Annotated in this window: 18 protein-coding genes and 1 riboswitch; of the genes, 9 read left to right on the top strand and 9 right to left on the bottom strand. The window is 63.4% G+C overall.

The genetic code is table 11. The features are described from left to right. Nucleotides 1–721 precede the first annotated feature (721 nt). The gene (locus ACWIE7_RS14540) at nucleotides 722–1570 is read right to left on the bottom strand and encodes a ParB/RepB/Spo0J family partition protein (RefSeq protein ID WP_454069670.1); all 849 of its coding nucleotides are present in this window, start codon (nucleotides 1568–1570) and stop codon (nucleotides 722–724) included. 246 nt (nucleotides 1571–1816) lie between these two features. On the opposite strand from ACWIE7_RS14540, the gene ACWIE7_RS14535 reads away from it, so the two are divergent. The 4 genes from ACWIE7_RS14535 to ACWIE7_RS14520 are packed head-to-tail and all read left to right on the top strand — an operon-like array spanning nucleotide 1817 to nucleotide 6517. Continuing rightward, entirely contained in the window at nucleotides 1817–3865 is a 2049-nt protein-coding gene (locus ACWIE7_RS14535) for a DEAD/DEAH box helicase family protein (protein WP_454069668.1), read from the top strand. 3 nt (nucleotides 3866–3868) lie between these two features. Continuing rightward, nucleotides 3869–4141, top strand: coding sequence for a hypothetical protein (locus ACWIE7_RS14530; protein ID WP_454069667.1), 273 nt, complete (start codon nucleotides 3869–3871; stop codon nucleotides 4139–4141). After that, nucleotides 4125–6098, top strand: coding sequence for an AAA family ATPase (locus tag ACWIE7_RS14525; protein ID WP_454069665.1), 1974 nt, complete (start codon nucleotides 4125–4127; stop codon nucleotides 6096–6098). The genes ACWIE7_RS14530 and ACWIE7_RS14525 overlap by 17 nt, the downstream gene beginning before the upstream one ends. Continuing rightward, the gene (locus ACWIE7_RS14520) at nucleotides 6095–6517 is read left to right on the top strand and encodes a hypothetical protein (protein ID WP_454069663.1); all 423 of its coding nucleotides are present in this window, start codon (nucleotides 6095–6097) and stop codon (nucleotides 6515–6517) included. The genes ACWIE7_RS14525 and ACWIE7_RS14520 overlap by 4 nt, the downstream gene beginning before the upstream one ends. A gap of 745 nt (nucleotides 6518–7262) precedes the next feature. Here ACWIE7_RS14520 and ACWIE7_RS14515 read toward each other — a convergent pair. Further along, entirely contained in the window at nucleotides 7263–7448 is a 186-nt protein-coding gene (locus ACWIE7_RS14515) for a hypothetical protein (protein ID WP_454069661.1), read from the bottom strand. 99 nt (nucleotides 7449–7547) lie between these two features. Between ACWIE7_RS14515 and ACWIE7_RS14510 the strand changes: the two genes are divergently transcribed. Both ACWIE7_RS14510 and ACWIE7_RS14505 read left to right on the top strand, forming a co-directional pair. Then, nucleotides 7548–8981: a DUF3375 domain-containing protein gene (locus ACWIE7_RS14510; protein ID WP_454069659.1), complete on the top strand. Its 1434-nt coding sequence runs from the start codon at nucleotides 7548–7550 to the stop codon at nucleotides 8979–8981. Between the two features lie 54 nt (nucleotides 8982–9035). After that, nucleotides 9036–9521, top strand: a complete 486-nt coding sequence (locus ACWIE7_RS14505; RefSeq protein WP_454069657.1) for a hypothetical protein — start codon at nucleotides 9036–9038, stop codon at nucleotides 9519–9521. Between the two features lie 143 nt (nucleotides 9522–9664). Here ACWIE7_RS14505 and ACWIE7_RS14500 read toward each other — a convergent pair whose 3' ends face one another. Both ACWIE7_RS14500 and ACWIE7_RS14495 read right to left on the bottom strand, forming a co-directional pair. Then, on the bottom strand, nucleotides 9665–11407 hold the full coding sequence (locus ACWIE7_RS14500; protein WP_454069656.1) for a hypothetical protein: 1743 nt from the start codon (nucleotides 11405–11407) through the stop codon (nucleotides 9665–9667). 281 nt (nucleotides 11408–11688) lie between these two features. Beyond that, nucleotides 11689–12948: an IS256 family transposase gene (locus ACWIE7_RS14495; RefSeq protein WP_454069654.1), complete on the bottom strand. Its 1260-nt coding sequence runs from the start codon at nucleotides 12946–12948 to the stop codon at nucleotides 11689–11691. Nucleotides 12949–14166: 1218 nt separating this feature from the next. Then, nucleotides 14167–14280: riboswitch (SAM riboswitch) on the top strand. A 33-nt stretch (nucleotides 14281–14313) separates the two neighbouring features. Here ACWIE7_RS14495 and ACWIE7_RS14490 point away from each other — a divergent pair. Then, nucleotides 14314–14658 (top strand): hypothetical protein, encoded by a 345-nt coding sequence (locus ACWIE7_RS14490; protein ID WP_454069652.1) that lies wholly within the window; start codon nucleotides 14314–14316, stop codon nucleotides 14656–14658. Nucleotides 14659–14794: 136 nt separating this feature from the next. Here the strand turns inward: ACWIE7_RS14490 and ACWIE7_RS14485 are convergent, their stop codons facing one another. The 3 genes from ACWIE7_RS14485 to ACWIE7_RS14475 all read right to left on the bottom strand — a co-directional run bounded on the left by ACWIE7_RS14485 (nucleotide 14795) and on the right by ACWIE7_RS14475 (nucleotide 18262). Continuing rightward, nucleotides 14795–15574, bottom strand: a complete 780-nt coding sequence (locus ACWIE7_RS14485; RefSeq protein WP_454069650.1) for a hypothetical protein — start codon at nucleotides 15572–15574, stop codon at nucleotides 14795–14797. A 163-nt stretch (nucleotides 15575–15737) separates the two neighbouring features. After that, complete coding sequence (locus ACWIE7_RS14480; protein ID WP_454069648.1) at nucleotides 15738–16859, bottom strand: serine hydrolase domain-containing protein; 1122 nt, start codon at nucleotides 16857–16859, stop codon at nucleotides 15738–15740. 53 nt (nucleotides 16860–16912) lie between these two features. Next, nucleotides 16913–18262: a flavin-containing monooxygenase gene (locus tag ACWIE7_RS14475; RefSeq protein ID WP_454069691.1), complete on the bottom strand. Its 1350-nt coding sequence runs from the start codon at nucleotides 18260–18262 to the stop codon at nucleotides 16913–16915. A 270-nt stretch (nucleotides 18263–18532) separates the two neighbouring features. Here ACWIE7_RS14475 and ACWIE7_RS14470 point away from each other — a divergent pair, with 270 nt between their 5' ends. After that, entirely contained in the window at nucleotides 18533–19180 is a 648-nt protein-coding gene (locus tag ACWIE7_RS14470) for a TetR/AcrR family transcriptional regulator (RefSeq protein ID WP_454058115.1), read from the top strand. Nucleotides 19181–19196: 16 nt separating this feature from the next. On the opposite strand, the gene ACWIE7_RS14465 is transcribed toward ACWIE7_RS14470, so the two are convergent. Further along, a complete protein-coding gene (locus tag ACWIE7_RS14465; RefSeq protein ID WP_454069646.1) occupies nucleotides 19197–20795 on the bottom strand; it encodes an ABC transporter substrate-binding protein in 1599 nt (532 codons plus the stop codon). A gap of 967 nt (nucleotides 20796–21762) precedes the next feature. On the opposite strand from ACWIE7_RS14465, the gene ACWIE7_RS14460 reads away from it, so the two are divergent. Beyond that, nucleotides 21763–22104: a hypothetical protein gene (locus ACWIE7_RS14460; RefSeq protein WP_454069644.1), complete on the top strand. Its 342-nt coding sequence runs from the start codon at nucleotides 21763–21765 to the stop codon at nucleotides 22102–22104. 57 nt (nucleotides 22105–22161) lie between these two features. Here the strand turns inward: ACWIE7_RS14460 and ACWIE7_RS14455 are convergent. Further along, nucleotides 22162–23136 (bottom strand): NtaA/DmoA family FMN-dependent monooxygenase (locus ACWIE7_RS14455; protein ID WP_454069642.1); only part of this gene is annotated, 975 nt, incomplete at its 5' end.

Genomic DNA, 23136 nt, shown 5'->3' with positions numbered 1-23136 from the left:
TCTCTTTTTGTAGCGCGTATGGTTTGGTCTTCTCTATAACATTCAACCGGGAGGCTAGAAGTAGCTAATTCGATGAACTTAATCGGGTACCGGTGGACAGAGCCAGCGCGGGCGGCGGCCTTGGTCTCTGCCAACCATTTCTGTAAATCCTGCCCCTTAGCAAACTGATCGGTGAGCACTCGTATTATGCCCTCGTCTGTGAGCCGGATCCAGGCATAAGGGTTTGACCCGGGAAACACACCTAAGTCCATGAGCTCCACAATCTGGCCAAAAAGACCGCCGCGTTTCAGTAGGCGCCAGAGGCCGGTATAGTTACGGAGAGTAGCCGGCGAAACACCAATAAAGCGGGCAATGTCCGACTTCTTTATGTGTTCGGACTCGTGAAGGTGTTCAACTAGGGTTGCTAGCTGGCTGGGTAACAGATCCTGATAAATGTCCGACTGGTACCGGATTTCAAATCGTCGTTCGTATTCTAAGAGATAGGCAGGTATCGTTGGGAATAAAGACGAGTCTGATCTACGGATAGCCTGGATCGCGCGGAGGCGGAGGGCGCCATCGATGACTAAGTACCCGCCAGATGGAGCGGCTGCGATTTTGATCGGCTCTGCCAGCCCGATCTGTTCTATCGATGACCGTAGCCGCTCCTCAAAGCTCTTAGCGCTTCCTGACCTAAGCAAATCTCGGCTAGTGTGTAGATCATCGGGGTTGACATGTATGAGTTTCAACGAGCCACCACCGAGAAGGTTTCGCCCTGTGCTTCGAAGGCTGAGGGGAAATCAAACGCAAGTTGACGAAGTCTTTCATTCATAGTAGCTCCCGCCGTCTTAGCGAAGACGCCACAAGCCCACGCGAGTAAAACCAACCGTTGCAGCTGCTGACTGGGACCTAAATCAGCAAGTTGCCGCCAGCCGAGGGCTAGTAACAGTGTTTCGACTTCCTTGGGTTTTAGATCCGAGTCAGCGATTACTTGTAAGACAGCCGACATGTCGGAGGAGTCTACGTGCCGGGCGACAACTGCGTGCATCGAAAGACTAAGGTCACCCTTCTTAAGGGCATCTACTTCGCTCTTGGACGCGTTCTCCAACTGCGCAAGTAGTCTTCGAACAGTTGTAGGGCTGACCCCGAACCGCTTGGCGATCACAGTCGTCTCCTCGCCGTCCTGGCGAGCGCGCTTAATGAGGAGCGCTCGATCTACGGGCCGCATCTTCAGCCGCGCTACGTTTTCAACCAAGAACTGCTGGACTTTGTCGGCCTCATCAAAGTTCGCGTCTACTACGATCGCAGGGATTGTCTCGAGGCCGAGGAGGCGGCAGGCCAGGGTGCGGCCCTGGCCCTTGACGAGCAGGTAATCTCCGCTGCCATCTGGAGATACACGGACGGTGATCGGAGTGAGGACTCCGAATCGACCAATCGACCGCTGAAGGTCCCTGTGTCCCTCACGCTCACGCTTCCGACCGAGGCCGGACTCCGGACGGATGCGAGCAACTGGCAACTGAACAACCTGCGGAGATCCGCGATCACGGAAGGATGTCGCCGCTGCCACCTCGACATGATCTGGCGTCGTTCCCACGAGTCCCCGTTCCCTTGGTTACAATAGTGTCATTCTGACAGCATGGCTGGCTTCGCGTCGAGGTTTCCACCCCGCGGCAAGTAGCGCAAACCTGTGCACAGGCAGCGGGGCCTCGAACGGAGGTTCGGTTGGTGTGCAACTGGCTCCAAGGGGACTGGCTGAAGCCGATGTAAGTGCCGGGGCCCAACGCGCCTCGTCGACCGTTACGAGTCTTGGAACTCCTTCTGGAACGAGGTATACGGCCTAATGCTCGAGGATTTAGATCTCCGGACGAGTTACAAATCGGGTCGCGATTCCCTGTTGGATGACTTTTACGTACCTTGTCTCCAAGAATCTATTCGCTACGACCGTGCAGTAGGCTACTTCTCAAGCGCCCTTTATCAAGTTGTCGGGTTAGCATTTGCGGATTTTGCCATTCGAGGCGGGAAGATGCGCCTGATCTGTTCGCCAGCACTCACGCCGGACGATTACGAGCTAATGAAAGATGCGTATGACCTAGCTCGACGTGCCCAAGAGAGCGTGCGGAAAGACCTTGACGAAATGCTTGCAAACCCGGCGGCAGCGCCGGCTACGAAGCTGTTAGCCACGCTAGTCGCTAACGGAATAGTAGACGTCAAAGTAGCGTTCGCTGATCATCCCGAAGGGCTCTTTCACGATAAACTCGGGGTTTTCGAAGACGTTAGTGGCAAAAGAGTCTCGTTTCGGGGAAGTGCAAATGAGACATGGCGCGCCTGGGGCTACAACCACGAGTCATTCGATGTTTCTTGTAGCTGGAGAAATGAGCCCGAGTTGTACCGTACACGCGAACATGCGGACGATTTCGAGCGGCTCTGGCTAAGTCGCGAGGCGGGTGTCGTCGTGGCGCCCCTTGAGGATGTAACACGGGACCAGTTGCTCGCTATCGCCGATGAGGACGTGGACAGGGTGATCGACGAGGTTCGACTGGGCGAGCTTCGTCGTGCAACTTCCAGTACCGTCCGTCCGCTTATGGATCACCAGCGCCAAGTCCTGGAGGACTGGGAGGAAAAAGGTTTTAGAGGAATTGTAAACTTTGCCACAGGCGCTGGTAAAACCCTCACAGCAATTGAAGCCATTAAGCGCTGGACCGCCAAAGGCGGGGTAGCGCTCGTTCTGGTACCTGGTCGAGAGCTACACACCCAGTGGATTACCGAGATCGAGCTAGAGCTGAGCGACGCGCGTATTCTTCCCGCGGGGGCAGGAGCTAGCAAAGTTGACTGGATGCAGATGCTCCCGATCTTCACTGGCCGCGTTAATGCCGCGGGCTCGCGACGTATTGTTGTGGCTACGAACGCTACATTTTCGTCTGGCGATTTCCAAAAGCGCCTGAGAGACGGCGCTCATCTAATGATAGTTGCCGACGAGATGCACCGTGCCGGCAGTCATAATATGATCACGTCGCTGGAAAAGACCGCGGCGGGTGCCACTCTGGGGCTAAGTGCCACTTTCCGTCGCCAGTTTGACGAAGACGGCACAAAGCGACTTCTCGATTATTTCGGCTCTGTTCTGTCTCCGGTTATCGGCCTAGCAGAGGCCCTCCTGCTCGGCCTGTTGGTCCCTTACGACTATAGATTGCACGAGGTGTCGCTCGACGAAGACGAACAGACCCAGTACGAAGAGCTAACTAAGCGGATTAGCCAGATGATCGCCAGAAGTAGCTCTGCGTCGGAACCCGACGAATTCCTGCAGATGTTATTGATCAAGCGTGCAAGGGTGTTGAAACAAGCGCGGCAGAAGGTGCCCGCTGCAGTACGAATTTTGGTAGAAGAGTACAGGGCTGGCGATAGGTGGCTCGTCTATTGTGATGACAAGGCGCAGCTAGGCGCTGTAGTTAGCGGTTGCCAAGACGCGGGCCTGCCTGCACTTGAGTTTTATGCGGGTATGTCTAGCGACCGCGAGGCGGTGATCCGCAGTCTCAGTGAGCATGGCGGTATCGTGGTCGCGATTAGGTGCTTGGATGAAGGCATCGATGTGCCGGTGACTGATCATGCGCTAATCTTGGCCAGCTCCACGGTCGAGCGCGAGTACATTCAACGCCGCGGTCGAGTTCTACGGCGAGCACCGGCCAGCGGAAAAGTTAGCGCAGAGGTCCACGACTTGATGCTCGTGGATCGAATCGGCGGCGCGCTCACTAAGAACGAGGCTCGTCGAGCTCTAGAGTTTGTGCGACTGGCCCGTAACCCGGGCGCGAAGGAGCGGTTGAAAACGATGGTTGCGTTAAGTAAAGATCCGATAGAGTTGCCTGACAACCTGTCAGTCGACGAGGAAGGTGACTGAGTCTTGTCAGACGAGAACACGGAAGCATCGCATGCACGCGAGGGTGCTTTAGCCGCGCTGCGTGAAGTCGCCGCGACGTCCAGCAGGTCTAAGTTCGGCACGGCGATGGACTCTTTCGAGGAGGCGGATTACGAGGAGATCGTCAGGCTGGCGTGGCGGTACCAGTTCGACGAAGATCGTTCGAAGTTCAAACGTGAGTTGCGCGCGCTCCAGGAGCATGTAAGTGGCCGTATCCTTGCCCGATTGGAGTTGAAGAGCAATGACGCTTCAATTTGAGAGTCTGAGTCTAAAGAACTTCGGTCCGTACAGAAATATCGACTCGCTAAGTCTGTCGGTTGAGCCGGAGTCTCCGATCGTGGTTTTCCACGGCGAAAACACAATGGGTAAGACCCGCTTGTTCCGGGCTCTTCGCTGGTGCCTCTATGGGGCGACCGTAGCTGGTAAAAGCCCTGCAGAGTCTGTGCGCGGGCTCTCGGAATATATGAACCGCCCGGCGCGGGCCGACGGCGAAACGAACATGCAAGTTTCCATCAAGTTTAGTGCGAATGGGCAGAAGTACCATCTGACGAGGACAGCCGTTTTTGACGGCGATCAGACTCCTCGCGTGACGGCGGACTTGCGTATTGACTCGTCGGTCGTTCAGCCGGTTTCAATTGAGGCCGAAATAGGCCGTCTTCTGCATCCGCAGATCTCCGAGTTCTTTCTTTTCGACGGGGAGTTGCTTCAGCAATTCTACGACCGGTTGAACTCGGACCGCCAGCGCGGGCTGTTACGCGGGAGTATCGAAAGTGTCCTCGGCATACCCGCGCTCCAACTCGCACGTGATGATATCGATGTGATGCGTCAGGATGCGTTGGTTCGCCAGTCTAAGGCGATGAGAGATAAAGACGTCGCAGACAATGCGAAGCGCAAGTTGAAAGAGCTGAAGTCAAAGCAGGAGAGCTTAGAAAAAGACCGGCGGGAAATAAATGAATCTCTGCAGCAGGCGGAACGTAACCTGCGAGAAACGCAGGAGCGGATCGCGGCGGTAGACGATCTAAAAGCGGATGCCCGCGAGATGGAGACGCTACAGGTTCAGATCAAAGACGGTGACGCAGAAGAAGCCAAACTGCGCGGCGAAATGGCCGATCTTCTTGCCCGGGGGTGGCTGGCCCCGGCTAGCCAACGTCTGAGTATCGCACTTGAGACGGTGAAGCAGCGGAACGATGCTGCGACAAACTCCCAAAAGGAGCTGCAAACTGCGCGTAGTCGTGCAGAACTGCTGCGAAAGCAGATCGCAGGTGGGCAATGTCCGACTTGTAATCAGGAGCTGCCGTCTCCTAGTGCCGAGACCCTTGAGCAGCTTAAAGACGCAGAGTTTCAACTTGAGGCGTTAGCGGCTGGGGTCGGCGACGGCCCCGACCTGCCTTTAGAGAGGCGGATTCGCGAGCTTATCGACACGCAGACAGTGTCGACTTATATCGACAAGTATGGTCGGCTGAACAAGGTTCTGAGTGATCAATATGATCGTAGGCGTCGGTTGGGAACGATAAAGGACCGACTGAAAGACAACGATGCTGCCGCAATTCGGCAGATGGGTCATGATCAGGATCAATTAGAGCGGGCGATTGCGGGGTATCGTACTCGTCTAAGCAAATTTTTCGGTGAAGAGAAGAAAATTGCTGGCGAGCAAAGCAAACTGGCAAACTCTCTCCGGAAGCTCGGCAACGGAAGTCCCGCTCTCGCGGCGGAGGCATACTTCTTCGACTACGCTTGGCACTTGGTGGCGCACACGATCGAGCGTTACAAGGAACGTACCCGCGAGGAAGTCGAGTTGACGGCAACTTCCATGTTCATGAACTTGATTCGTGATTCGGCTGGGTACAAGGGCATTACTATTTCGCCCGATTACAGGGTCGATTTGGTCGGCCAAGGTGGTCCGAAGATGGCTACCAGTGAGGGCGGTCGGCAACTCATTGCGTTGTCGCTAATCGGCGCACTTAAGCGTGCTGCTGTTCGTGGCGGTCCAGTCGTTCTTGATAGCCCGCTCGCTCGGTTGGATTTGGAGCATCGAGAGAATGTGCTTAACAACTGGATTCCCGACCTCGGAAGCCAGGCTATTCTCTTGGTTCAATCCGGCGAACTTACTATTGAGCAGTCTCAGGCGATTATGGGCAACCGAGTTGGCCAAGCTTATCGCATCTTTCGGCCGAATAGTAATCCTGAGGAAGCTGCGATCGAGAGGACTCAATGAGCACGTCGGCAGAAAAGGACGACAAGCAGCAGATAGGCCTTACGGAAGAGGCGAATCAGGCGATCGCTCGGATTGCCGCCTCGGACTTCGCTGGAAGCCAGCAAGATGCGTATCGTTTCGCCATCGCCTACGCGATCGGGGCGGGTCTAGACTTGGCCGATGCTCCAAAAGGAGGATACGTTACGAAGTTCAGTGCCCTGGGGACGTTGGAAGCTGGTCGGTCCATTCGTGATTTGTTAGAGATCCTCAGTTTGGGTGATCCGTCTCGTCCGTTTGCGACAGCTGAGCGCTTGGCGGAAGTGGGGGTGAGAGAGATCGCGCGCAGGCTTGACGGGAACGAGACTCTGGCCGACCTGTTAGCGGAGGTGTCGGTGGGCCGAGTTGTAGAGGTGCGGGCGGGGATGGACGGCGAGTCCTAGGCGCCCTAGACGAGGCCTCTGAGAGAACCCGAGCGAGACCTTTCGGTGTGGAGGCATGCGTACTTGGCCAGCTGAATCGCTGCGCTCTTGACAGTTGACACTGCTGTCCGAGTGAGCAGCGCGCGGGTGGACTTGACGCCACCGGCGCCGAAGAAGACTCGCATCGGTGAGTTGTCAACAGTGGCTAGCGTGGGACGTTGAACGTAGTCGCCGTCTGAGTGTCCTGTGCGAACTAGGTGATAGACCGCTTCGTAGTGCGCTTTGTCTTCTGGGGGTGCGAACGTCCTGAAGCGTTGCTGGAGGGAGGCGTTGCGCTGGTTGAATGGCCCGTCAGTCTCGCAGCCGGTCTGGTGATTTGGACTACTAGCGCCTCGGTTGCTGCGAAGTTGCGGGGTCCCCAAACAACAGCTTTCGCGTGGCCAAGTCTAGGTTCCGCGAGGCACGACGCTCGCCGCCGGGTCGTGTCCTGCTGGCATCGTGCGCTTCGCGCGGCCATCGGCAGCGGACAGGTCCAGGCCCAGGCTCACTGCCGGGGGGAGCAACGCTGCCTACCCGTCGGCGCTCTGCGTCACTACGTCGTTGGGGTAATAGACCAGCGTGTTCCCGCTCCATGGATGGGGGCGCGAGGACGGAGAAGGCCAGACGTACCCAAGGCCCGACACCTCCGAGATCACCAGTGCCCAGGTGCTGGCCAGCCTGGTCCGCAGGGAGGCACGAGCGGCGCTACGAGGCTCGCGCACAGCCGCTAGCAGGTCAGGGGCAGCAGGGTACCGGTGCGGTGCACCCGCAGCGCCATCAGGATGCCGATGGCGGCGACGGGAATCATGACCATCTGCGACGCGCGCAGTACGCGCAGCACGCGCAGCCGAAGCGGGCGCGCGGGGAGGACGCCCCCACGACGATCGTCGAGGTTGCCAGGAGGAGACAACATTCGCCCCGCCGCGATCCCCTCGCCCCCCGTTCCTAGACTGTCCCCTCGGCGCACGAGCCGCCGTCACCGACAGTCCGCCCACCTCGAGGAGCCCAACACGTGGAGTACGCGCAGATCCAGGCGCTGCGCGAGCGGCATCCCGCCTGGCGGATGCTGCGCGCCGCGCACGCGCCGCTGCTGCTCGCGGTGCTGGGCCGGTTCTTCGTGGAGGAGGGCCGGGGCGCCAGCTCCGAGGGGGAGATGGTGGCGGCGCTGGACGATCAGCTTTACGCCGTCAACGCCCAGGATCCGGAGAACCCGCGGTTCCTGCGCGCGGCCGCGGAGTATCTGGCGGACTGGGCCGGCCCGGAGGCGGGCTTCCTGCGTCGCTTCTACCCGCTGGGCGCCGACGAGATCCACTACGACGCCACCCCGGCCCTGGAGAAGGCCTACGCCTGGGTGCAGGGCCTGTCCGAGACCTCGTTCGTGGGCACCGAGTCGCGCCTGCAGACCGCGGTGGGCCTGCTGCGTCAGATCGCGCAGGGCACGGAGTCCGACCCCGCCAAGCGCCTGGACCAGCTCGAGCGCCGCAAGCAGGACATCGAGCGCGAGATCGACCAGCTCCGCCAGGACCCGGACTCCGGCCTGCTGGACCGCACCGCGGTCCGCGAGCGTTACCAGCAGTTCGCCACCACCGCCCGCGAGCTGCTGGCCGACTTCCGCCAGGTGGAGGAGAACTTCCGCGCCCTGGACCGCTCGGCGCGCGAGCGCGTCGCCACGTGGCAGGGCAGCAAGGGCGAGCTGCTGGCCGAGCTCGTCCACGGCCGCAGCATGATCGACTCCTCCGACCAGGGCCGCAGCTTCCAGGCCTTCTACGACCTGCTGCTGTCCACCTCGGGACAGGAGGAGCTGTCCATGCTGCTCGAGCGCCTCACCGGCATCGACGAGCTCGGCGCGGACCGGCGCCTGCGCACCGTGCACCACGGCTGGGCGGAGGCCGCGGAGCGCACCCAGCAGACGGTCCGCAACATCTCCGAGCAGCTTCGCCGCTTCACCGATGACCAGGTGTGGCTGGAGAACCGCCGGGTGCTGGACCTGGTGCGCCAGATCGAGACGTCGGCGCTGCAGGTCCGCGAGGGCGAGCTGCCCGACCTCGGACTGGAGCTGGAGGAGACTGCCCTCGATGTCGCCCTGCCCACGGATCGTCCGCTGTTCACCGCCCGGCCCGCCGCGGAGGTCAACAGCCTGCTCGATCCTGTCGACACCGAGGACGTCGACACCTCGGTGCTGACAGACCAGGTCGTCGTCGACCCCGCACGCCTGGCCTCCCGCATCCGGGCGCTGATCCCGGTCCGCGGCACCGCCCGCCTGGAGGACATCGTCACTATGTACCCCCTGCAGCACGGGGCGGCCGAGATCGTCGGCTACCTGGCGCTCAAGGACGACGACCTCGAGGTGACCACCGACGAGCACGAAAAGACCGAGATCCAGTACCACGAGGCTGGCAGGTCCATGCGTGCGGTGATGCCGCGGGTGGAGGTCCGGAGCCGATGAGCGTTCCGCTCCGCTCCGCACCTTCCTGCCGCCGCTGGCTGTAACTTGGCGTTCGTGACCCCCCATCAGAGCGACTCCGCGATCCAGCGAGAGGCCGAGACCGCAATCATCGGTGCCCTGGCGGCCAAGCTCGGCGTGACCCTAGTCAGTGGTGGAACCTTGCCGTTGGATGGGGGAGTGCGCATTCATCTCGACGCCCAGAGCGAGGACGGAAAGGTTGCGGTGGAGGCATACGCTCGACAGGGAACGCTGAAAGGCGGCCAGCTGAAGAAGATCGCCCAGGATGTGCTGAAGCTCGCGCTACATCGTCGAGAACCGGACTACACCGACGTGCGACCAATTATCGTATTCGCGAGTGAGGAAGCACGGTCGTCAATTACCGGTTGGGTCAAGCATGCCGCCGGTGTCTTCGGCGTTGAGTTGCATGTGGTCGATATCGACCCAGACCTGCGCGCGGCCATAGTCGCGACCCAACTCCGGCAGAAGATGGTCAACGTGGATATGTCTTCTGCGGCTGACGATCTCACAATCCAAGAGTGAGTCGGGGCGAACCTCCGACCCGCGCGAGTGACCGCCATCCAATCCGCCACTGGGCAACTTGCCGTCGTCAACTATTCACCCCGGCGCCCCACCACGGCCCATTGTTCCCAAGACTGGAACCGAAGTCCGCGACCTCATGGCCGTCAACTCTCAACCGCTTCGCTCACCAGTCCATTTTTCTGCGCAAAGGCGATCAGTGCCCCGATCGCGGCGAGGAGATGCTGCTGCTGCCTCAGACGGAGCGATGACGGATCGCTGAATTCGGCGAGGCGATTGATCGAGTCGGAGGCGAGGGTCTCCGCGTCGGTCAGCATGTTCCACAGGTCCGGGTCTGCTGGCTCCTCAAGGCGGCGCAACGCGGCGGAGATCGCAACGCGCATCGCGAGATCCCGCGGGTCGTCCATCCGCGCGGGTGTCCCCGGCCGCAACGTCGCCGCAGTCGCCGCAGCGGCAGATCCAGTCCCGGCCAGGCCCGTTAGCAAGGTCAGCCCACCTGCCATACCGAGAATCCCGATCGGGCCCATTGCCACGATGGCTACGCCCGCCGCGGCCACCGCGGTGCGGCCCGCCCATGGCCCGGACGCCGGCTTGGCGGCTTCCGCGATCGCCTTGGTGACCTCTTCGATTGCCTTCTCCACCTCGCGACCTTGTTGCTTGATGAACCCGAGGTCGGCGAAGAAGTCGGGAATTGCCTCGATGACCGCGCTTCCTACCTCGATCTCGAACGGGTCCACGAGGTTGGAGTAGGCCAGCGTAACCGTGCGGCGCACCGCGTCTCCGATCTCCAGACACCGCTTGATCGACGGGACCTCTCCGCGCCGGACCGCTGCCATCTCCTGTGGAAGACCAGCCACCCCGCCCCGGCGCTCAACGGCCGATTCGACGAATTGATCCTTGAGGACGTCCAAGGCGTCCTTGAAGCGGGTGGCCGCCTCGTCGGCATTGCCCACCCCCTTTGTATCCGCAATCCGTTCTCTGACCCGGTCCGCGAAACGCAACGTAAGAAGGGCGTCGAAGTCCGTGTCGTCCAGCCGAGCACAAAAGTCGATGTCAGTGGTAGCTGCCTCGTCTGGTGGGCACAGCGCGTCGGCGATGAGCGTCGCCACCGCCGGGTGCTCCAGATAATGCTCTGACTTGTGCGCCAGGATGTTGTCCGTGGTCCTGGGGATGCGGATCCGAAAATCCTGGGCGGCCTTGAACGTCGACGCCAGCCCGCGGCCCGCGGTCACCGGATCGTTGGTCGAGTAGATGTTGGACCAGTCGTTCACCCGTGCGTATGGGAATCTTTTGAGCAACTTGTCGTGGCCCTTGTGCACGACCTCGGAACCAGCTGGGCTTCCGATGGTGAGAAATCGCGACACCTTCAAATCCGGCGGCAGGTGGTCGATGAGGTCGATCGCGACGATGCTTCCCAGGCTGTGCCCGATGAGGATCAACTCGCCGGACTTAGGGACGTCCTTCAACACCTGCCGGAGAATCGCCGACCGCAGGGCCTCCTGCTTCATGTAGTTGCTCACCTGCCTGAGCATCCCCAGCTTGGAGGCGATCGCCGCGTTCTGAAGTGGCTCGATGACGGCATCCGGCCACGTCCTCAGGCCCGCCTTGTCGGCGAGATTCTTCGGGGTGAGAAGCCGCTCGATACGGGACTGACGTCGGAAGAACACGCGTCGCTCGGCTGTGTCCTTCTTCACCTTGTACGTGTTGTCTGGGGCCTTAACCCTGTCGATGTCGGCGGAGAGCAACCAGGCGTATTCCGGGGCGATCACCTGATCCGCTGGGACCGGATCCACGTTCAGGGTCGACAGGCCCCGATTCAGGCCATCCAGCCACGTCCGCTCCGCCTCGCCGCTGCCGACGCCATGAAGGAAGAGGATCTTGGGCGGCACTCGAGGCTCCTTAGGGATTGGAGTGGAACGGGGGAAGCATAGTGGCTACAGAAGGGTGCCGGGGTTCGGTTCAGGTGAGTTGGGTGTGCGGCCGTCCGCATGCCAGTCCGCTCAGGCGTGAACGTCATCCGTGATCGGGGTTCGGCGGTAGTCAGCACGGGCGATACACCCGAGAGCGGCGTCGCAGTAGCGACCGGTCGGGGAACGCCAACATCAGGGTGCATTCGCGTTGGTCAAGCCCCTAGTAGTGGTGTAACTCGTTTCTGATCCTTCGCTGGAGGTCAGGCGGGTAGTTGCATCAGTGGATCGGCGGTCGCCTCCGCTTGAGAGCTGGTGTGGGGGTTGGTGGTCAGTGTGAGTCTGCAGCGGCTGAGGACTTCGAGGCCGAGGTAGCGGCGGCCTTCGGCCCATTCGTCGGTCTGCTCGGCCAGCACGGCGCCGATGAGGCGGACGATGGCATCACGGTTGGGGAAGATGCCCACGACGTCCGTGCGGCGGCGGATCTCGCGGTTGAGCCGCTCGGTGGGGTTGTTGGACCAGATCTGTCGCCAGACGTCGTCCGGGAAACCGGTGAAGGCGAGCAGGTCCTCCCGGGCGTCCCCGAGGTGGTCGGCGACCTCAGGCAGTCGTCCGTCGGTGTACTCCAGGAGCCGGTCGAACCGCTCATGCACCGCGGTGGCGGTGGGTTGGTCATACACGCTGTGCAGCATCGCCTTCACTGCAGGCCACATGGACTTGGGGCACACGGCCATGAGGTTGGCGGCGTAGTGGGTGCGGCAGCGCTGCCAGGCGGCTCCGGGCAGGTTCGCCGCGATCGCCTCGACGAGCCCGGCGTGGGCGTCGGAGGTCACCAGCCGAACGCCGCCCAGGCCGCGGGCCACGAGGTCGGCGAAGAAGGTGTTCCACGACGATTTGGTCTCGCTGGTGGCGACCTGCATGCCGAGGACTTCGCGGTGGCCGTCGCCGCCTGTGCCGGTGGCCAGCAGGACCGAGGCCTTGACGACCTGCTTGTTCTCTCGGACCTTTATCGTCAGCGCGTCGGCGGTGACGAAGGTGAACGGGCCAGCCTCGTCCAGGTGCCGGTGGCGGAACGCGGCGACCTGCTCGTCCAGGTCGGCGGCCATGCGCGAGACCTGGGACTTGGACAGTGAGTCGATGCCCAGGGTCTTGACCAGCTTGTCCATCCGGCGGGTGGAGACCCCGGCGAGGTAGCAGTCCGCCACGACCGTGATCAGCGCGGACTCGGCTCGCTTGCGGCGCTCGAGCAGCCACTCCGGGAAGTAGGAACCCGAGCGCAGCTTCGGGACGGCGACGTCGACGGTGCCGACCCGAGTGTCCAGGGGGCGGTGGCGGTAACCGTTGCGGCGGTTGGTGCGCTCGGCGGTGCGGGCGTTCCATTCGGCGCCGCAGACGCTGTCGGCGTCGGCCGAGAGCAGGGCGTTGATCATGGTCTGCAGCAGCTCGCGCATGAGATCCGGGGATGCGTCGGCGAGGGCTTGGCCAAGCAGGCCGGCGGGGTCGACAATGTGAGGTGCGGTCATCGTTGTGGTTCCTCGAGGATTCTGTGGAAGGTTGACTCGAAGGATCACGCGGTGGCCGCTCTACATCCGTCAACGACACGGGCGTTGCTGACGATCTCGGCCACCGAGTTACACCACTCTATGGGGCACTACTGACAACGCCGAACAGTGAGTTCTCAGGGATGAGTGCATGTTCGTGCAGGTCAGCTTCGCAGCAACGTTTAGCGGGCTCGACCACGCAGCGGGGGCACCGGCTGCCCGACAGCATGCCAGCGGCGCGTGTCCGACAATTTTTCGGCCGATGAGGAGCGGCGGAGATTGCTCGTAGCACCTTGAACCCGCGCTTGGTGCGGAAGTTCCAACGCGTCGAGGCCTGGTAGAGCTTTGTAGCTGGCGGTAATCATGGTCCGGTGGCGCCCAATCACCACCCGATTAGTGCCCCGCAACTCAGGCTCCCAACGCTGTTACCAGGCCAATTCGCCCGCCCGAGCCATGAATCGCCGTCAACTTGTGGAACTCAGGTCAGATCGGGATGCCGATCCGCCGAGGGATCCGACTCTGTCGTGATCGTGCGCCGCTTACCCCGCACAATGCCGCAGATGCGCATCAGGCGGGCGACCTGGTCCCGTCCGACGTCGCGACCCCGCCGGCGCAGGCTGTGCCACAGCCCCGAGCACCCCGTACAGGCCGCGCTGGTAGTGGAACAGGCAGAACACTTCGTGGGCGGCGTACGCGTCATCCAGCTCGACCTCTGTGGACGGCGCGGCCGAGCGGGCGTATTAGGTGCTCTCCGGAGATCTCCGATGCCGTGCTCGGTGCGCACGCGGCAAATCTGCTCGACCCCGAATCGTCCCTTGCGGACGTCGATGTAGACGGGCGATCAGGTAAGTCTGCGGTCGAGCTCCGCCGCTGCGACAACGCCGACGCGTTCTTGAGAATCTCATTCGCCCGGCGCAGCTCGACGTTCTCCCGCTTGAGTCGCCGGACTTCCGCGGACTCGGCGGTCGACTCCGGCGACGAAGGGTGAGATCCCGCCTCGATCCAGTTCCGCAGGGTCGCCGGGTTCACTCCCATCAGGGACCCGACATGGGTTCCAGTCTTCCTTGTTAGATCGGAACCCTCCGACAGATCCAGGGAGGTTCACTCCATGGCGGACCGGAGCTCGCCTGTCGTTGACGTCGACCAGCGCGTCCCTGCGTTCAGACGATGGTGTCGTAGTGCGCGGTTATGGTGGCCGTGCTTCATGAGTTGCCGTCCCGAGGCTCCGGCTGGGCGGTGCGCCAACCCCGCGTTCACGGGTGGCCCGGATGACGAAGCGGCCCGGTACCGGCCGGTACTTGGCAAGAGCGCCTCCAGCCGGAGGCTTCCAGTAAGGAGCCGCCCCCAATGTCACACGAACCCTTGTCATCCGCGGGAGGCGCGTGCGGGTCCTACCGCGCCGGCCACCGAGTGCACTTCATCCAGGCCCGGAAATCGATCGAAGCGGATCAACCGCTCCACGACGTGTTCGTACGGATTCGCCCCGACGGGTTGGTCGAGTTGAACGGCGACGGCCTGGAGGCCATCGTGTGGAACCACGCGGTCGACCGGCTGAGCCGACTCTCTGTCGGTGGCGTGACCGTCGGCCAGTGGCGTCCGCGATTCCGGATCCTCAGCGTGGGCGGTCGACTGTTCAGCTTCGTGGCGGCCGATGCGCGAACGTCGTGCGAGCCTGCGTGCGGAGCTGTATGAACTCGGTCGGATAGCGCCAGAGATGCGGTGAGATTCAGAGCTTTCTCACCGCTGTCGGGGGCGAGGTTGTCGTCGTCGTCATTTTCTACTCGGTCGGTGACACCTGCCCATCTCGCCCGGCCTTGGTCAGCCGCGCTTACCCGCCCGTGTCGGGGTCGCGGATCCAGGTGCGCGTTCCGGCCTTTGGCGGCCCCGCGCGGCGAGCGCTGTGGCGTTGATCGGTGAACTCGGTCGTCCCGCCGAAGGCGTACTTGTGGGCGCGCTCGGGGTGTTCGCCGGGCAGGATCGAGGCGTCCTGTTCCATCCAGTAGGCCTGGTCGCCCACATCGGGCTCGTTGCCGACCTCCCACCACGTCACCCCGTACGGTTCGGGGTGGCCGTGCTCTGCCCGCAGGTCCGCCCAGGGGCTGGTGCCGACGGGGGCGTTCATGTAGCTCACCCAGTCCGCCGCCTCCTGCGGGGTGGCGGTGGCGAAGTTCACCACCATCGTGGTCTCGGCGCCCATCTGCTCGACCAGCGCCATGTGCTCGTCGGGCCCGATGGTGCTGTCCAGCGGGGCACCGTCGCCGCCGCCGGTCTGGCAGCCGCGGTCCTCACGCGGCCCGATCGCCCGTTTCCACCGGAAGGTGTTGGCCACCGTGCCGCCGGGATAGCGCAGCATGCTGATCCCCGCGGATCGGGCGCTGTCGACGAGTCCCTGCTGCGGCTCGCGGTCGGGGGTGAACGTGCCGAACGGGTGCCGGTGGTTGGCGCCGAAGAGCCCCTCGGAGACCACCCGGTCGGTGGGTTCGGCGTCCACGACGACCGTGCTTTGCCGGACGCCGGAGTAGACCAGGACCGCCGCGACGAGTCCGGTGAGGAGGACGACGACGACAACGGCGACCAGGCGTGACCGTCGTTGAGCCATACCGGTCATCCTGACATCGTTCACGCGTCCTCGGAGCGTGCGTGAACGACGCCGGATGTCATTCAGACATCGCCGCCGCGTTATCGTCGTCGACCCCCGGGGTCCACACCAAGCGGTGACATTCCCGCCCCGGGGACCACTGACCGGAACGGCATGATCAGACGTGAGATCGTCACACCGCTGAGTAGATCGCCTCGAGGTAGTCGTTCGGTCGCGCGGCCCCGACGAGCTCGGGCGACATCTTGTTCATCACATAGGCGACGGTGATCCCGCGGTCCAGGTCCGCCGTGACGACCGAGCCGCCGTATCCGGTCCACCAGCACACCCTGCCCGAAGGCACCCCGGGCATGGACGCGCTCGGTAGTGCCCACCCGAGCCCGAAGCGGATCGGGGCGCCGAGAACCCGGTCTGTGCCGTCGGCTTGCGTCTCGACGATGCGGTCGATTGTCGTTGGTGAGACGAACCGGTGACCGTCTACCGTGCCCGCGCAGGTGAGGATCGACTGGATCCTGGCCACGGACCGGGCATGTCCCTGCCCGTTCACCGCACCGAGTTCAGCCGCAAGGAAGTCAGGGTCGGTCGTCAGGTCAGGACTGAACGCCGGATTGGTCAACGTGCGGCGGGTGATGTTCTCGGCAGGAAGGGAGGTCAGGTCGAATCCGGTCGGCGGTGGCGCGACCATGGTCGCTATCCGCTCGGGAGCGTCGAGCAGCGTCGGCGGCGCGCCGATCCAGTAGTCGGCCTCCAACGGTCCGGCGATCTCCTTTGCAAAGAAGTCACCCAGCGACATTCCGGTGATGCGCTCCACCAGTTCGCCCACGAGGGTGCCGAAAGAGATCGCGTGGTACCCGGAACCGTCGCCTGGCGTCCACCACGGCTCCTGTGCGGCGAGCAATGCTGCTGCGGCGGAGGTGTCGTAGACGTCCTCGATGCGGACCGGGTGGGTCCAGCCGGCGAGACCACTGGTGTGGCCGAGAACGTGGCGCACCAGAACGGTGCCCTTGTCGACCCGTCCGCCGTTGCCTCGACCCTTTCCGGCGGCGGCGAACTCCGGCCAGTAGTCGGCAACGGCGGCATCGGGGTCAAGAAGATCTCGATCGATGAGAACCAGCGCCGCCAGGGCCGTCATGGTCTTGGTCAACGAGTAGGTGTTGGCCACCGTGTCCTTCTCCCACGGACGCGACGACGCGGCGTCCGCCGTCCCACCCCACAGGTCCACGACCACGTCCTCGCCCTGCATCACGCACAGCGACGCGCCCAGCTCCTCGCCGCCCTCGATTCTGCTAGTGAACATCTCTCGCACCGCCCGGAACCGTGGGGTGCATGTCCCCTCCACTGCGGCACCCGTCATTGCACACCCGCCTTGTCCAGAAGTCGCCGCGCGAGGGTCGGTCGCGGAGGCACCTGCCCTCGGGCGCGGTGCTCGCCAGCGTCGATCTCGGCGAGGAGATCCCTGGTATATCGGGCGAAGTCGATCTGGATGGTGTGCCTGCGGGCGTTGTAGTACTGGCCCAGATGCTTGTCCTCGTCGTGGACGATCTTCTCGGTCATCTCCGCCACGGAGGGGAGCTGGTACTCGCCGACCAAGTGCCGGGCAATGAGTTTGCTCTGTTGTTCGGCCAGGTTGACGATCGTGGGGGACGACTGCGCGAGGCCCGCGTAGTACAGGTCGTCGACGCCGGGCTTGATGATGCGCTTGAACAACGGGTACCGGTGCTCGGAGTCGGGGTGGAGCTCCCGGTCGTCGAAGAAGGGGAAGGACATCGTGTAGCCGGTGGCAAAGACGATCGCGTCCACCGTGATGCGTTGGCCGTCGGTGAGGATCACCGCGTCACCGTCGAAGCGTTCGATGGCGGGTACACAGGTCAGGTCTCCGGAACCGGACTTCTCCAGGAAGTCGATGCTCACCGACGGGTGTGCGGCGAGCGGTTCGTGATCAGGCGCTGGGAGACCATAGTCCTCCATGTTGCCGATGCCCTTGCGGATCGCTCGACGGGAGATCTTCAGTCCCAGTTTCTTGGGCATCCATGGCGGCATCATCATCTTGTCCGCCGGCTTGCCGCCCCGATACTTGGACAGCACCCACACGCCACGCCGTGCGGATACCCACACGTGCTCGGCGACGGTACGGCTGGACAGCTCGGAGGCGATGTCGAGGCCGGAATTCCCCATGCCCACCACCATCACGCGACTGCCGTGCATGTCGACCGGGTCCGTCGGGGACCGGTACTCGTGACTGTGAATGATCGCCCCGTCGAAGGTGCCGGGGTAATCCGGGGTGTGCGGGTTCCAGTGGTGCCCGTTTGCCACGACGAGAGCGTCGTACGTGCGGGTTTCCCCGGTGGACAGGGTGATGTCCCACCCCCCGCCGGGACGCCGTTCGGCGTTCTCGACGCGGGTGTTGAACGTGATGGACTCCCGGAGGCCGAAGTGGTCCACGTAATCGCGGAAGTACTGGTGCATCAGGGTGTGGTGGGGAAAGTGGGGCCAGTGATTAGGGGCGGGGAAGTCTTCGAACTCCAGCCGGGTGGTGGAGGTGTCGATGTGAAGGGACTGGTATGCCGAGGACATTCCGTTGGGGTTGTTGTAGTACCAGTTGCCGCCCACATCGTCGGAGGTCTCGAAGCAGTCAAAGGCGATGCCGTAGTCCTTGAGGCGCTTGGCGGTGGTGATGCCGGAGCAGCCCGCGCCGATGATGCATACGGTCTTGTCCGACGCGTTGTTGCCGGCGAACGCCGGGGTGAAGGAACTCGATGCGCTGGTCACAATGGTGTCCTTTTCGCCATGTCGAAGGGCTGTGTGGCGGCGACCGAAATGTGATCGGGGCATGCCCCCGCACCAGCCGGTTTGTGATCCGGGTCATACTGTACGCCTCACTGACGCTATGTCTAGTGAGTTGTTGAGGTGTCGTGCGAGAACGGCCGTAGGCTTCAACTGCCGGAGACTGCTCGCGAAGGGTGCACGACAGTGGAGACGAGAGACGGGGCCGGGCGGCCCGCTGCGCCGAATCTGCGCGACGAACAGAAGCGCCACACGCGCAGGGCATTGCTGGACCACGGACGACAACTGTTCGTCGCCCGTAGCTACCCGAACGTGACGATCGACGACATCACGCGGGCCGTCGGCTGCAGCCGGGCCACCTTCTACCTGCACTTCAAGAACAAGATGGACTTGCTCGCGAGCATCAGTGCGGAGACCACCGAGTACCGCGCCAAGGAGGTGTACCGGGACCTGGATGCAGTTCTGCTCACCGGTGAGCATGTCGAGTTCGTGGCATGGGTGGACCGGGCGCTGGACTGGTTCGCACGGAACCGCGAGATTCTTCCCACGTGGGACCAGGCGCTGGCCGCGGAGCCCGAATTCCAGGCGATCGGTCGCCACTCCATCCAGGAACTCACCGACGCGATGCCGCAGTACCTCAACCGTTGGCCACGTGCCCGGCACGGCGAGGCCAGGTTTCGGGTCGAGTTGCTGGTGACCCAGCTGGAGCGCTACTTCACGCGAGCAGAGGTCCAGGGAACCATCGACTACGCGGGCGACGGTCCCGAGCGTTCAGTCGCCGAGGTTCTCGCCGACATTTGGTTTCCTGCGCTCCAGCCACCGACAGACGAATGACCCGTGGTCAGTCGGCTCACGGGTTCTCGATGTAGGCCCCGTCGAAGAGCATGACGCCCGAGGACGTGGGGGCCACGCCCTTGACCTTCTCGTCCACGGCCACGTACTCCTCGGCGTTGGCGAAGATCGTGAACGGCATGACCTGGTTGTGGATCTCCTGGAACCGGTTGAGCGCAGCAATCTGCTCGTCCAGGCCTGTGGCGGTTTTGAGGTCGCGTCCCGCCTCGGCGAGTTCGGCATTGTCGACGCCACTGTTGTTGGTGGGCCCGCCGGGTGTGACGTAGGCGGTGAAGCTCGCCGAGGGGTCGGCGTCTGAGGGGTTGAGGCCGCCGATGGTCATCTCGTAGTCGTGCCCGAACAGGCGTGCGGCCTGTTGCGACTGGGGAACGTTCTCGAGGGTGACGTTGAATCCCACGGCATCGAGCATCGCCTTGATGATCACGCCGGTCTCGATGTTCTCGGGGCTGGTGTTGGTCAGCAGCGTCACGTCGCCGTTCCAGTCTCCCTCCGCCTTGAGCTCCTCGACCAGTTCGGCAGCGAGCTCCGCGTCGTACCCGGGGCCCTGTTGTCCGTCGTAGAAGCGGGAGGATTCGGCCAGTAGCGCCGAGGTCGGCTGTCCGAGGCCGCCGGTGAGCCGGTCGTTGATCAGGTCTCTATCGAGCGCGTGTGCCACGGCCTTGCGCGCCCGCTCGTCGGTGAAGACGCCGTCGTAGCCGGCGGCGCCGTTGTTCATGACGATCGCTCGACCGGAGCTGATCACGCTGAGGAACCCCTGCTCGTCGTCCTGCGTGGCGTCATTGATGAACTGGGCGCCTCGCAGATACCCCACCTGGATCTCGCCGTTCTGGAACGACTCGAGGGTCGCCTGGGACCCCGGGATGGAGATGAAGCGCAGGGTGGGGCAGACCGGGCCGCCGTAGTACGTGGGGTTGGGTTCCAGGACGACTTCCTGGCCGGGGGTGTTGCTGGCCATGACGTACGCGCCGGCGCCGATCGGGTTCTCGGCCCACTCCTCGGCGCCGACTTCGGTGTACGCCTCCTCGGGGATCACCTCGCCGGCGGAGCGGGTCAGTGCGAAGGGGAAGCCCGCCCACGGCTCACCCAGGACGAACTCCACGGTCAGCGGGTCGAGGACGCGAACGGTCTCGATCTCGTCGACATCCGTTTTGGCCGTTGACGCGGTCGAGGGGTCCTTGTGAAGGTCAACGGTGAACTTCACATCGTCCGCGGTGAGCGGATCGCCGTTGGAGAACGTCACGCCGTCCCGGAGCTTCAGGGTCCAGACCGTGTTGTCCTCATTCGCCTCGAGCGACTCGGCGAGCTTGGGCTCGAACTCGGCCGTATCGGGGTTCCAGCGCATGAGTCGGTCGTAGATAGCGGCGGACTGCGCGCCGCCCCGCAGCCCGTAGTGGCCCTGGCCGGGGGAAAACGAGGGGAGCATGACGTACTCGCCCATGGTGATGGTGCCGCCGGCCATGTCCTCGGTGCAGCGGCTGGTCTCATCCGGGGTCCGTATGTCGCCGCCCGAGGCCGACACCGCGTCGTTTCCGCCGCCGCCACACGCGGTGAGGGTCAGGGTGGTGGCGGCCAGAACCGCGAGGGCGAGCTTGTTCACAATGCCTCCAGAAGCAGGGCGAAGCGCTGACACACAGCCGACGATGCTCGGAGGAGCTCGTCCTTAACAGCGGACGTTACTTCGTGTTGACAAGGGTAATCGCCGCTTTCGCCGATTCACGTGGCGCTACCCGCCGGCGGGGTGGTGGAGCGGTCCCCGTCGATCGCGCGGCCGTAACAGGTTCGGGTGCGGGGTCCGATATACCGTGCAGGACAACAGATCCCGATCGTGAGGGGTAACGATGTTCCCTGAAGGCTCCATTGAAAACCCGCTGCGCTACCTTTTCGGCCCCGGGCCGGACGAGCCGATGTGCTTGGCACTGACCCCGGAGTGCATGGGTTTGCTGCCCTTCCTCGCTTCCCGGTTCAGCTTCGGTTCCTGAACCCGGCGAACGGACGCAACGCATCGGCCACCCACAGGAGTAAATGGGTCAGGAGTAGTGGTGCGATGAGGACCAGCGCGCCCCAGCCCGTGGCTGCAACCGCGACCCAGTGCCCCTACCACGACCAGAGGTCACAAAAGTAGTCCGGAAGGCGTGACAGTCTCTCTCTCATCGTCGACCCCGCCCCGGCGCCGGGCGCGTAGTCGTGGTGCCGCGCGAGATCTATATCGGCGAAGAACTCGGACGCCTCGGAGGCGGCAGTGGCTACGCGAAACTGCGCGGGGGGAGGGGAGTGCGGAACCGAGTACATGTATGGGATTCGACGCCGCGAGTGCATCGGATGGCAACGCCCGGCTCTGAACTGTGGAGGAGATTCGTGTCGTTGACTCGCCGCCTGATCGTTCCCACCGTTGTGGCCCTCATCCCGTTGGGCCTGGCCGCCTGCGGCTCGAGCGGACCGGGGTCAACGGCGACCACGGTGACGGAGACGACGACCGCAGCGGCGGCTCCGCAGGTCGCCGATGACGGGGCCCTGAGGCAGGTCAGGCGCCCGGAACAGGCGCGGAACCCCCGGACAACGAGGCCATGCTCGAAGTGACCGTCCGCGGGGACCAGGGCGTCCTCGGGTTCCAGTACTCCGGTTCCGTTCCAGCCGGTTCGCCGGGACCCGCGAGCAACAAACCCATCACCGGGCCGGGCGGGTGCTTCGCGGTTGCCGGAGCCGGAGAACCTCAACTGGCGATCTTCCCGTCCGACACCACGTTCGTGCTGCAGAACGGCAAGCCGTCGGTGACGGTCGATAGGGCCGAGCACCCCGTGGGCCGCGAGCTCAACGCGGACACCACCGTCGTGCCTGTCGCACAGGCGGCCGGTGTGCCCGATCGATGTACCCGCGGCGCCGCTGGCACTGTTCTGGTCCTCTCCTGACGGCGCTACGATCGACGTCGGTGTGGGACTACGCCGAAGACACGGCGCATCGAAGCGTCATCCGCGGTACCTGGCCCCGCGATGCGTATCGTGCAGCCGGTCACCTCGATCGAACATCCGTGCTCGCAGTGTCCCGGGCTCCGCGTCCTGCGGGTAGCGCCCGCGACGTTGCAGCTCGGGCACGAGATGCTCAATGACGTCCTCCCAGGTGCCGGGATTGAGCGCGTAGGCGAGGTTGAAACCGTCGACATCGGTGTCCGCCATGTAACTCTCCAGGGCGTCGGCCACGGTGACCGCCGAGCCCACCACCACGGGTCCGCCCGTCGCGTTGAACCGGGCGCTGTCACGCAACGTCCAGCGTCCGTCGGCGTCAGAGGCCCCCGACAGGCTCGACACAGTGGTCTGGATCGCTTCTGTTGCGACCGGGTCCATGGGTGCGTCGAGGTCCTGTCGGGATAGATCAATTCCGGACCATCCCGAGTTGAGCACCAGATTTCCCGTCTCGGAGGCGTAGGAGAAGATGTCTCGGTACTTCTCAGCTGCCGCCTCATCGGTCTGATCCACAACGATCGTGAGCAGCGCGTAAACGCGTGCGGCATCCCGCCCGCGGCCGGCGACCTCCAATTCGTCCCGGATCCGGCTGACCTGGTCCCTGGTTTGGCCGATGGTCGGGGACGCCACGAAGATCGCCTCCGCGTGAGCGGCCGCGAAGCGGATTCCCCGCGCGGACGCGCCGGCCTGGTAGATCACCGGGGTCCGCTGCGGAGAAGGCTCGGAGAGGTGGACGCCGGGGACCGCGAAGTACGTTCCCTCGTGGCGGATCGGGTGGACCTTCGCCGGATCGGCGTACATGTCCCGCTCCGCATCGAGCACCACCGCGTCGTCCTCCCAGGATCCCTCCCACAGCTTGTAGAGCACCTCCAGGTACTCGTCCGCCCGGTCGTACCTCTCGTCATGGGTGAGCTGGTCGCTCTCGCCGAGGTTCTGCGCTGCGCTCTTGAGGTATCCGGTCACCACGTTCCATCCCACCCG

It is taken from the genome of Dietzia sp. NPDC055343, from assembly GCF_053645265.1.
Note: the sequence above shows the minus strand (reverse complement) of the source record. Positions and strands in the feature narration are given on the sequence as shown.